Here is a 9,360-nt window from a genome sequence, read left to right on the forward strand (position 1 = left end):
GCCGGCAAGCCCGCCAACACCCGCACCGCCCCACCCCGCCTCGTCGAAGGCGCCGGCGTCCACGGCTGGAAACAGGCCCTCAACAGCCTGGAAATCTTCTTCCCCGGCCGCATCCCCATCGATGCCCGCTAGTTAGACAGGATAGGGCGTTACACAGAAATTCGGACAGGCTCAACGCAGTGACACCGACCCGGGCCGGGCGCTGCTGCGCCTGCAACTACCCACTCGGGTGGATCCGCGTTCGTATCGGGACTGGACGTGGGTGGCCTGTCCGATCAGCCTGCCGCCCACCGTGCCCGCCTCAGCGGTGCTGCACCTACCGACCCTGCGCGTCACCGGCGGGAAGGTGCGAGCCGATGTCGCCTACACGCATCCGGTGCCGAAGGCCAAGCACGCCGGGCACGAGGTGGCGCTGGGCGTGGACTGGGGCCTGAACACCCTCCTCACCGCCGGAACCCTCCGACTACAGCAGGACGGTCGGATCACCGCGCTCGGTGCCGGTGGCCAGTTCCGCGCCGCTGGTGTCCTGGCCAAGCAGCATCGGCTGCGCCGACAGAGTGAGCGGCTGCACGCCAAGGCCGACCACTACCAGCGGCTGATCGGCGGTGACCAGCAGCACGACCTCGCCGGAAAACACGCGCTACTGCGCGACGAGATCCAGCACGTGTCCGCCCGCCGCACGAACCTGAACGACGCCCTCGCCTGGTCCGCCGCCCGCTGGACCGTCGACCAGGCCATCGCGGCCGGGGCCAGCGTGATCTATCTGGAAGACCTGCGGTCGATGGAAGCCCGGGGCATGGGCGCCACCATGAACACGCGCCTGTCCCAACAGGTCCGCGGAAAGATCGCCGACCGCATCCGACACCTCGCCGCCGAACACGGCATCGCGGTGGTCACCGTCCCCGCCCGCAACACCTCCAAACACTGCCCCCACTGCCTCACCCCACTCCAGCACCGTAAGGCCCCGGACAAGCCGACCGTGGCGGGCTGGAAGTGGGCCATCTGCCCCAACCAGCCAAGCTGCGGTTGGCAGGGCGACCGCGACCACGGCGCCTGGCGGCGCATCGCCGCCCGCGGCCTCACCCACCAGAACAAGACCATCACCGACAAGACCACCGGTGCCATGGTGATCCGCGCGGTCGTCGACACCCTCGAAGCCGCAGCCGTCGTCACCCCCACCACTACCAAGATCAGCCGGACGGACCGGTCCAAGACCGGCCCCACCCCGCGCAAGCCAGCACGCCCCGCGCCCAGGCGACGCAGGGCACCCTCCCCCACCCGACCTCACGGCCGGGCGGGCAAGCGTCCGGAGGGACACGCACCAACGGACCGGAAACTGCCCCGCGCAGCCCACCGGCACCAGAACGTGACCACGACCAGCACACCCACCACCGGCCACCAACCGAGAGGGGCCACGCTGGGCGCAGGATTCCATCTCCACGCCCACGCCACCCCACCCAGGTGGGAAACGATCCCGGAAACCTACTCCGACACAGGATCGCTTAGCTGATCAGGGACGCTGGCCACCAACGGTACCGGCGAGGCCGCGGCCCGGTCGGTCGCGGCGATCGAGGTGACGAACAGCGCGGGCGTGAAGACGCGGTAGCTCATCCACTCGATGCCGCGCCAGAATCCCGAATCGGTCACCAGCCGCCGACGCAGCACCGTGCCGAGTCCCAACAGCAGCACGATCGGGACGACCGCTATGACGACGAGATGCATGTCAACGACTGTGTTGCAATGGGTCAGTGCAGTTCAACCATGACAACATGACCGGGGTCCGTCTCGCCGCGGATCTCGCCAACCTCGTGGTCGAGGATCGGCCCGGCACCGGCGAAGTGCGTGAGATCGAGGCGATCCTGCGCAGGCATGAGATCCGCCGACCGGTGCTCACGACCCGGCAGGCAGGCCTGCTGCGCGTGTGGGGTGTGCGGCTGCGAGCCGTGTTCGAGGCATCCGGGAGCGACGAGCGCTGTGCCGTGATCAACGCGCTCCTGGTCGAGCGAACCGCCGGGGCGTTCCTGACCACCCACGACGGACTGCGTCCGCACCTGCACTTCACGCCCGAGGATGATGATGTCGTCGGCCGAGTTCAGGCGGCCACGGCCGGCGGTCTGGCGATCTTTACGATCGAGGCGGAAGGGCGACGTCTGGGCGTCTGCGCCCGGCAGACATGCGTAACGGTGTTCGTCGACACCAGCCGCAACGGCCGTCGCGGATACTGCTGCGCCCGGTGCGGCAACCACGACGCCGTGCATCGCCATCGGACCCGGCAGGCTGCCTCTACTCGGCGTTGAAAGGGAAAGCCCCACCGCGGCAGTTGCTGCAACCCCCTGAGACTGCAGCGCGCCACACTGGACCACCGCCTACGAGGGCAACGAGACGAGCTGCCTGAACGCTCGTTCTGTGCTCTGCCAACGACCGACCGCTCCTGAATCGACGATCCGGTCATCGCCGACGCGAATCGGGTCGGCTCGCGGTTCAGCGCCGGCGGCGACCGTGCGACAGGCGTAGGAGCCGACGGTGGCCATCTTGCACAGGTGTCCGATGACCTGCCGCACGTCGGTCCGTAGGTTCGGTTCGACCGTTGTGGTGGCTTGACCCGTTTCTATGCCGAACGAGGGACCTCGAGCCGCTGGTCGACGGGTGGTGTGAGGAGGAGCACGCAGATGCGAAGAGGGAAGCTTGCCGGGCGCGGCTCGGTGCTGGCCTTGGCGGTCGTGGCCGCCGGCCTGCCGGCGACCGGCGCCCTGGCTGGGCCGGGGGCCGACGAACGCCCGGCCAGCGCGCAGTGGTCGTACCCGCAAGACTGCACGCAGTGGTCGTACCCGGGAGACCCCGGCTTTGTCGCCAGGAGTCCAGGGGAACTAGATGCCGCTAAAGCCAGTTGGGAAACGCCGGAATATGGTTATTATACCGGCCACAATCCTTCTACTTCTGGCACCGCGGTCAATTCCCCGTGGCAGCTCGCCGCGGTAAACGCGTCCACCGCCTACGCCCTGGGGTACTGCGGGCAGGGCGTCACGCTGGGCATGATGGATTCGGGCTACAGGCCTACCCACGAAGCCTTTCAGACCGAGCGGATCGAGTCGGTGACCGGGGAGGGTGTCTACGGCACGTCCGGCTACGGGTATCGTGGCGCGACCCCGACGAACCCTTTCACTGCGGGCGAATGGTTCACTGTGGCCGGCGACCAGGCGAAGCCAAGTGACTACTCGCACGGGACCGGCATGCTTGGGGTCACCTCCGGCAAGCGCGATGGTGTAGACCAGCACGGCATCGCCTTCGGGTCGAAGATGTATGTTGCCAAGACCGGCGGTTCCGACAGCCAGTCCCACGGCCCCTTCCACGATTACGTGTACTGGTACACAGCCAATAAGGCCCTGGTCGACGCAGGCGCCCAGGTCATCAACAGCAGTTGGGGCTCTTATGTCCAGACTCTTGACAGAGCCCGCTATGACGGCTCAGGAAAAGACCTTGGAGCCAACGGCAACCGCGCCAACGCTTACCAACTGACTGGCAAAGACAGCGCCAGCGCCACCGCAATGGCGACCATTATTCCCAACGAGTACATGAAGGATCTGGAGTACCAGTACTTCTTCTTCAAGAAGAGCTACTCCGAAGGCGGCATTCAATACAATCCGAACTACCCCGGACGTTCCTTCATGGACGCCATCTGGGACGCCATCAAGGACAGCGGTACCGTCAACGCAAGGTCGGCCGGCAACAACGACTGGAGCAACCCGTATTTCCGCCCGGCGTATCCCCTCTTCAACCCCTCGGCGGAAAAGCAGTGGGTAGCCGTCGGCGGAGTGCAACCGCCCACCGCGACCACTCCCGAATACAAAAAGCAGTCCGGGTATAACGAGGCGGGGCTCGCCAAATGGTGGAACGTGTCTACCCCTTCAGACAGCGTTCGGACCACGAGCAGCGGTGGTGACACCAGCTACTCGAACTCAAGCGGCACCTCACCGGCAACCCCCGTTGCGACAGCGGTGATGGGAGTTCTGCTCTCCCGCTATCCCGACATGGACGCCAAGCAGGTGCGTGAGCTGATGTTCACCACGGCGAACAACAAGATGTCCGACGGCGTGAGATTCCTCGGCACCGGGCAGACCTCCGCCTCCGGGGCATCCATCGCCTGGACCGCCCCCGACGGCCTTCCGGACGAACGCTGGGGCTGGGGGATTCCCGATCTGGCCAAGGGCATGTACGGCCCCGGCCAGCTCCTGAGCCCCATGACCTACAACATGGATAAAGCGCCCCTGGACGTCTGGTCGAACGACATCAGCCAGATCGCGATCAAGGAAAGGGAAAAGGAAGATCTGGAGTGGCTGGCGGGCTACAAGAAGCAAGGCATCGCCTACGCCGGTGAATTCAGCCCCAACGTGCTGAACCCGGACGGCACGCTTGACGAACACGCCTTCATGCTTCAGGGCATTTTGGGTGATCCCTCCATCCAAGCTATCACTAACGGCCATCCCGAGCTGTACGACAAGATCACCTATAACGACGCCGTCAAGTGGCGCAAGGAATGGATGGACGAGCGCGCGGCCTACATCCAGAACAACATCGACAACAACCTCTACACGGCTTCCCTGACCAAGCAAGGCCCCGGGACGCTGATCATGACGGGCAACGACACCTACAAGGGCGGCACGACGGTTGAAGGCGGCAAGCTTTCGATCACCGGCTCGCACGCAAGCTCGATCAACGTCAAGGGCGGCACGCTCGGCGGCAGTGGCAGCGTGGGTGACAGCGTGACCGTCACCAGCGGCGTACTGCGGCCCGGGCTCGCGTCCGACGAGGCCGCGCAGCTCACCGGCACCCCCGCGGGCAACGTCCTGAACGTCGGCGGGAACGTCACCGTCGGCAAGCAGGGTCGCGTCGCCGTAACGATCTCCGGCGACCGGGACTACACGAGCGTCCGGGCGGCGGGCAAGCTGGTGCTGGACGGCGAGCTGGACCTGGACGTACGTGGCAAGCTGACCACGGGCACCGTGTTCACGATCATGAGCGGTAGCTCGATCAAGGGCGAATTCCACGCGCTGCCCCAGAACCGGGCCCTGAACGTGGGCGGTTACCTGTTCAAGGTGTCCTACAAGAACAACAGCCTGACGCTGACCGTCCAGCACCCGGTGCCGAACAACGGGAAGTAGGCCGTGCTCTGCGGCTTGACCATGGTCGAGCCGTGGTGAAGGGACCGTAAGGAAAGGTGGGCCGCGACGCCGAGATCGGGGTCGCGGCCCACCAATTCGTCCGGCCCGCCCCGCGCCCCTCATCCCGGGCACTTCACGATCGAGGGTGTAGCTGTGGTCTGAACCCGCCGGTCTCGAGTAGCGATCTGGCGATGTACCCCGCGGGATTGCCTAAGCCAAGGGCAGAGCCGTGGAGGTGTTCGAGGTGATGCGAACCGTGGCGCTGCTGCGGTTCCTCGCCGACTCGGGGCTGCGGGCACGGGTGACCGCGGCCACCAACAAGGCCGAGGCCTACAACGGGTTCTCCGCCTGGACCCGGTTCGGCAACCAGGGCGTGATCGCCGAGAACGACCCGCCCGAGCAGCAAAGTCGGTCAAATGGAACTCGCTGCTGTGCAACCTGATCGTGTTCCACACCGCGATCGACATGATGGAGGTCATCCGGCAGCTGGTTGCCGAGAGGTGGCAGGCGACCGCTTTAGGATCTTGCCCAGCTCTCGCCCTACCTCACCTCCCACATCCTCCGGTTCAGCGCCTACACAACCGACGAGCTCCACATCCCGCCGGACGTGTTCGCCCTCGCGCTGGACGAGGTCGATTTTGGCGGCGAACAACCCGCGGCCACGTAGCAGGGCACGGCAACGCAGCAGAGGGTGGTTGAGCGCCTCCCCCATGCAGGGCGACAACTGGTGGGCCGAGAATCCGCCATCTCTCACACAGCACGCGTAACCCACGCACATGTCCGCGGCCGGACGCTCGTCCGGAATCGGCGCCGGCTCGATGCTGGCGGCAGCGCGGCAGGACCATCCCGGCGCTCGGTGCCAGCGGGGTTGATCGCGAACACGGTGGCGGCGATGCTGTGGGCGTGGAGTACGTGTCCAGAGTGCCGCGACCGCCGCTGGACGGGCTGATCGACGACCTCTACTACCTGGAGGGTGCGCCGCCGTACGCCCGGCTGACGCTGCCGCCGATGCCGGCGGCGTTGCTCATCGTCAACCTCGGGGCGCCGTTCCGCATCCGCGCCGGCACCGACATCGAGACGGCCGAGTACGCCGACGGCTGCGTGGTCACCATGCCCACCCGCGCGTTGGAGTTCGGCTACCCACTCCGGACCCGGTCCGTCGGCGTGCACTTCAAACCCTGGGGGCTGGCGCCGTTCCTGCCGATGCCCGCAGCCGAGCTATGTGACCGGCCGGTAACGGTAGAGCAGGTTTGGGGCCGGCCCGCCATTGCTGAGCTGCGAGACCGGCTGGCCACGGCGGACGGACCGCACGAGATGCTGACGCTGCTCGAAGAGGAGCTGATGCGACGGCTGTACGAGATCGCCGGCCTGGGCCTGGTCCGCCATACGAGCAGCGTCATCGCGGCGACCAGCGGGGCGGTGGCGATCGGCGACCTGAAGGTGGCAGCCGGTGTCAGCAGCACCCATCTGGCACAGCGGTTCAAGGAGCTCATCGGCGTCACGCCGAAGCGACTGGCCCGCACCTACCGCTTCGCCGCCACGGTGTTCGCGATCGACCCCGCCGGACCGATCGACTGGGCCGACCTCGCCGGTCGCGCCGGCTACTTCGACCAGGCCCACTTCGGCCACGAGTTCCGGGCGTTCACCGGGCTCACGCCGACCCGGTACGTCGAAGTCCGGCGGCGGTTCCTGCGCGAACATCCCGGCAACGTACTGGACAGCTGGCCGCTGCCGACCGATTGATTTCTTACAAGAGCGACAGCTCACGACACGCTAACTTGGGGGCACCCGAAAGCAGAGGAGAGCCCCCGTGGGCAAGGTGGTCATGTACAGCTCGGTGTCGGTAGACGGCTTCGTCGCGGACGAGAACGACCAGCCCGGACCGCTGTTCGACTGGTTGTCCAGCGGTGACGTCCCGTTGGACGAGAGCGGCGAGGTGAAGGTGTCGCAGAAGTCCTACGACTACACCCGGCCGTACTGGGACCAGATCGGGGTGACAGTCGTCGGCCGCCACGTCTTCGACATGACGGACGGCTGGGACGGGAAGCCTCCGGGCGGGATCGACCACGTGGTCGTCGTGACGCACCGGCCGGAGCCCGAGGGCTGGGACTCCGAGGCGCCGTTTCACTTCGTCGACGGCGTCGAGGCAGCCATGGCCAAGGCGCAGGAGCTTGCGGGTGACCGCATGGTCGAGGTCGCCGCTGGCGACGTCGGTGGCCAGGTGCTTGCCGCGGGCCTGGTCGACGAGGTGCGCATGGACGTCGTACCCGTCGTGTTCGGGTCCGGCAAGCGCTACTTCGGGTCGGTCCACGCGCAGCACCTGTTGGAGGATCCTGACGTGGTGATTCAGGGCAACCGGGTACTACACCTGCGCTATCGGGTGCGCCGTTGACCGATCCGAGCGGGTACGCGCAGAAGTCCACCGCGAACGGTGACACAAGATCCGGCTTCCGGCTGCGTTCGCGCATCGCTGTCCCTGGTCGGGCAGCCGACGCCGATCCGCCCCAGCACCTCACCTGCGCCAAGCTCACTCAAGATCACTGGTTGCCGGTCTCCGTCGTATCTTCGGCCGACCCCCAGGAAGAGCGGCTTCCCAGCAATGCAGGGTGTAGTCCGGGTCTGAATCCGCCAGTCGCGAGTAGGGATCGGGCGATGTAGTTGTGGATGCCGTAGCGCCCGGCCGTGTAGAGATTCCCCAGCGCGGCCAGCACGCGTCCGTCGGCGTTCGCGGTGTGCGCTACCGCCTGCAGGTCGAACATCGCGTTCTGCGCCCACAGCACATCGAACCACCCAGCGATGAGCAAGATCGCACCGAACGCTGCCGCGATCATCAGTCGCACAGCGGCACGGCACCCTAACGATCCGATATTCCGAGCGGCAACGCTGCCCGCGTGATCCTGTCCGCCAGGCAGCTCGCCGGGTCCTGATGCACACGCGGCGGTCCGTGCCGACGAGGCGGTCCGTGCTGACCTGGGAAACGGCGCCATATCCCTGTGGCTGGTCCTCGGCGAGGGCGGCGTGCCGCTGGCCGGGCTGCTGGTGGCCCTGGAGGCTAAGCAATTTGATTACTTATCCACAGTGATCATAGAATTCCGTTGTCGGGCGTTTTATTGGGGATGCGGTCGGCGGAGAGCCGGGCTTGTCTGTTGTTCGGGTCCGGGTGGTGCCAGGGCGGTGGCGGGTGAGCCGGAAGTTGGCGTTGGCTTCAGGCGAGGCGGTGCGGACCGCATGTGCTCGCGCGCTGCTGCGAACGGGCGTGGACGAGGCGTCCGGGGAGGTCGTGTCCCGGGCGATGCTTGCCGAGCGTGTCGGTTGGTGTGCTGATCTAGTGGCGCGCATGGCCGGCAGTCTGCTGGCCGGGCACTGCAACGCGGCTGATGTTGATGTGCTCGCCTCGGGTGTGGATGCCGGTGGTCGGAGGTTGCCGTCGAATGCGTGGATGGCGTTGCGGCGGCTGGGTTGGACGGCCACTGTCCCGGAGGGTGTGCGGGTCAATGACCGGATCGTGCGGATGGTCCAGGAGCAGGCGGGGCGTGTTCTGCGGTCGGTGAAGTGGCGTGCCGACCTGACCGCCGGGGTCCTGTCCACCTGGCCCGCCGACCCGCGCCGACGCACCGGGCAGGAGTGGGAGCGGGTGCGCGCTGCGATCCCGGGCGGGCAGGGTCTGCCATCCAGTGTCATCAAGGGCCGTACCCGGCAGGCCGCCGCGTTCCTCACCACCAATGGTCGCCTGCCGGTGGATGTGTTCGAGTTGGAAGGCGTACCGAGGGTTCCGCGGATGTTGTTGTTGGCCGCGTGTGACCGGCAGCAGGCCACCATCGAACGCAGCGACACCGACCCGGACAGGGTGCTGCTGCGCCTGCAACTACCCACTCGGGCTGATCCGCGAGGGTATCGGGACTGGACGTGGGTGGCCTGCCCGATCAGCCTGCCACCCACCGTCCCCGCCTCAGCGGTGCTACACCTGCCCACCCTCCGCATCACGGGCGGGACGGTGCGCGCCGATCTCGCCTACACGCATCCGGTGCCGAAGGCGAAGCGTGCTGGGCACGAGGTGGCGCTGGGCGTGGACTGGGGGCTGAACACGCTCCTGTCCGCCGGAACCGTCCGACTCGGGCCCGAAGGTCGGATCACCGCGATGGGGGCCGGTGGCCAGTTCCGGGCCGCCGGTGTCCTGGCCAAACAGCACCGGCTGCGGCGC

At 66.9% G+C, this 9,360-nt stretch carries 9 protein-coding genes; 7 read left to right on the forward strand and 2 right to left on the reverse strand.

The window, feature by feature from the left end:
- The first annotated feature begins 229 nt into the window (after window positions 1–229).
- Window positions 230–1,510, forward strand: coding sequence for a zinc ribbon domain-containing protein (locus tag AB0C02_RS33030; protein WP_357553145.1), 1,281 nt, complete (start codon window positions 230–232; stop codon window positions 1,508–1,510).
- Here AB0C02_RS33030 and AB0C02_RS33035 read toward each other — a convergent pair.
- Entirely contained in the window at window positions 1,483–1,722 is a 240-nt protein-coding gene (locus AB0C02_RS33035) for a hypothetical protein (protein ID WP_357553146.1), read from the reverse strand. The genes AB0C02_RS33030 and AB0C02_RS33035 overlap by 28 nt on opposite strands.
- A gap of 26 nt (window positions 1,723–1,748) precedes the next feature.
- On the opposite strand from AB0C02_RS33035, the gene AB0C02_RS33040 reads away from it, so the two are divergent.
- From AB0C02_RS33040 to AB0C02_RS33060, 5 genes are all read left to right on the forward strand, one after another.
- Window positions 1,749–2,297 (forward strand): CGNR zinc finger domain-containing protein, encoded by a 549-nt coding sequence (locus AB0C02_RS33040; protein WP_357553147.1) that lies wholly within the window; start codon window positions 1,749–1,751, stop codon window positions 2,295–2,297.
- Window positions 2,298–2,669: 372 nt separating this feature from the next.
- Entirely contained in the window at window positions 2,670–5,159 is a 2,490-nt protein-coding gene (locus AB0C02_RS33045) for a S8 family serine peptidase (protein WP_357553148.1), read from the forward strand.
- 247 nt (window positions 5,160–5,406) lie between these two features.
- Window positions 5,407–5,601 (forward strand): Tn3 family transposase, encoded by a 195-nt coding sequence (locus tag AB0C02_RS33050; protein WP_357553153.1) that lies wholly within the window; start codon window positions 5,407–5,409, stop codon window positions 5,599–5,601.
- A 461-nt stretch (window positions 5,602–6,062) separates the two neighbouring features.
- A complete protein-coding gene (locus tag AB0C02_RS33055) occupies window positions 6,063–6,902 on the forward strand; it encodes a helix-turn-helix domain-containing protein (RefSeq protein WP_357553149.1) in 840 nt (279 codons plus the stop codon).
- A gap of 67 nt (window positions 6,903–6,969) precedes the next feature.
- A complete protein-coding gene (locus AB0C02_RS33060) occupies window positions 6,970–7,551 on the forward strand; it encodes a dihydrofolate reductase family protein (protein WP_357553150.1) in 582 nt (193 codons plus the stop codon).
- Between the two features lie 145 nt (window positions 7,552–7,696).
- On the opposite strand, the gene AB0C02_RS33065 is transcribed toward AB0C02_RS33060, so the two are convergent.
- Window positions 7,697–7,999, reverse strand: a complete 303-nt coding sequence (locus AB0C02_RS33065) for a hypothetical protein (protein ID WP_357553151.1) — start codon at window positions 7,997–7,999, stop codon at window positions 7,697–7,699.
- A 341-nt stretch (window positions 8,000–8,340) separates the two neighbouring features.
- Here AB0C02_RS33065 and AB0C02_RS33070 point away from each other — a divergent pair.
- Window positions 8,341–9,360: hypothetical protein (locus AB0C02_RS33070; protein ID WP_357553152.1), on the forward strand; the 1,020-nt coding region annotated here is incomplete at its 3' end.

Origin of the sequence: Micromonospora sp. NPDC048999, from assembly GCF_040649295.1 — a bacterium.
In the GTDB taxonomy this organism is placed as follows: domain Bacteria; phylum Actinomycetota; class Actinomycetes; order Mycobacteriales; family Micromonosporaceae; genus Micromonospora.

Excerpts from the sequence above, each read along its gene's own strand:
- AB0C02_RS33035 (WP_357553146.1), bottom strand. The coding sequence starts at position 1,722 with ATGCATCTCGTCGTCATAGCGGTCGTCCCGATCGTGCTGCTGTTGGGA.
- AB0C02_RS33050 (WP_357553153.1), top strand. The coding sequence starts at position 5,407 with ATGCGAACCGTGGCGCTGCTGCGGTTCCTCGCCGACTCGGGGCTGCGG.
- AB0C02_RS33045 (WP_357553148.1), top strand. The coding sequence starts at position 2,670 with ATGCGAAGAGGGAAGCTTGCCGGGCGCGGCTCGGTGCTGGCCTTGGCG.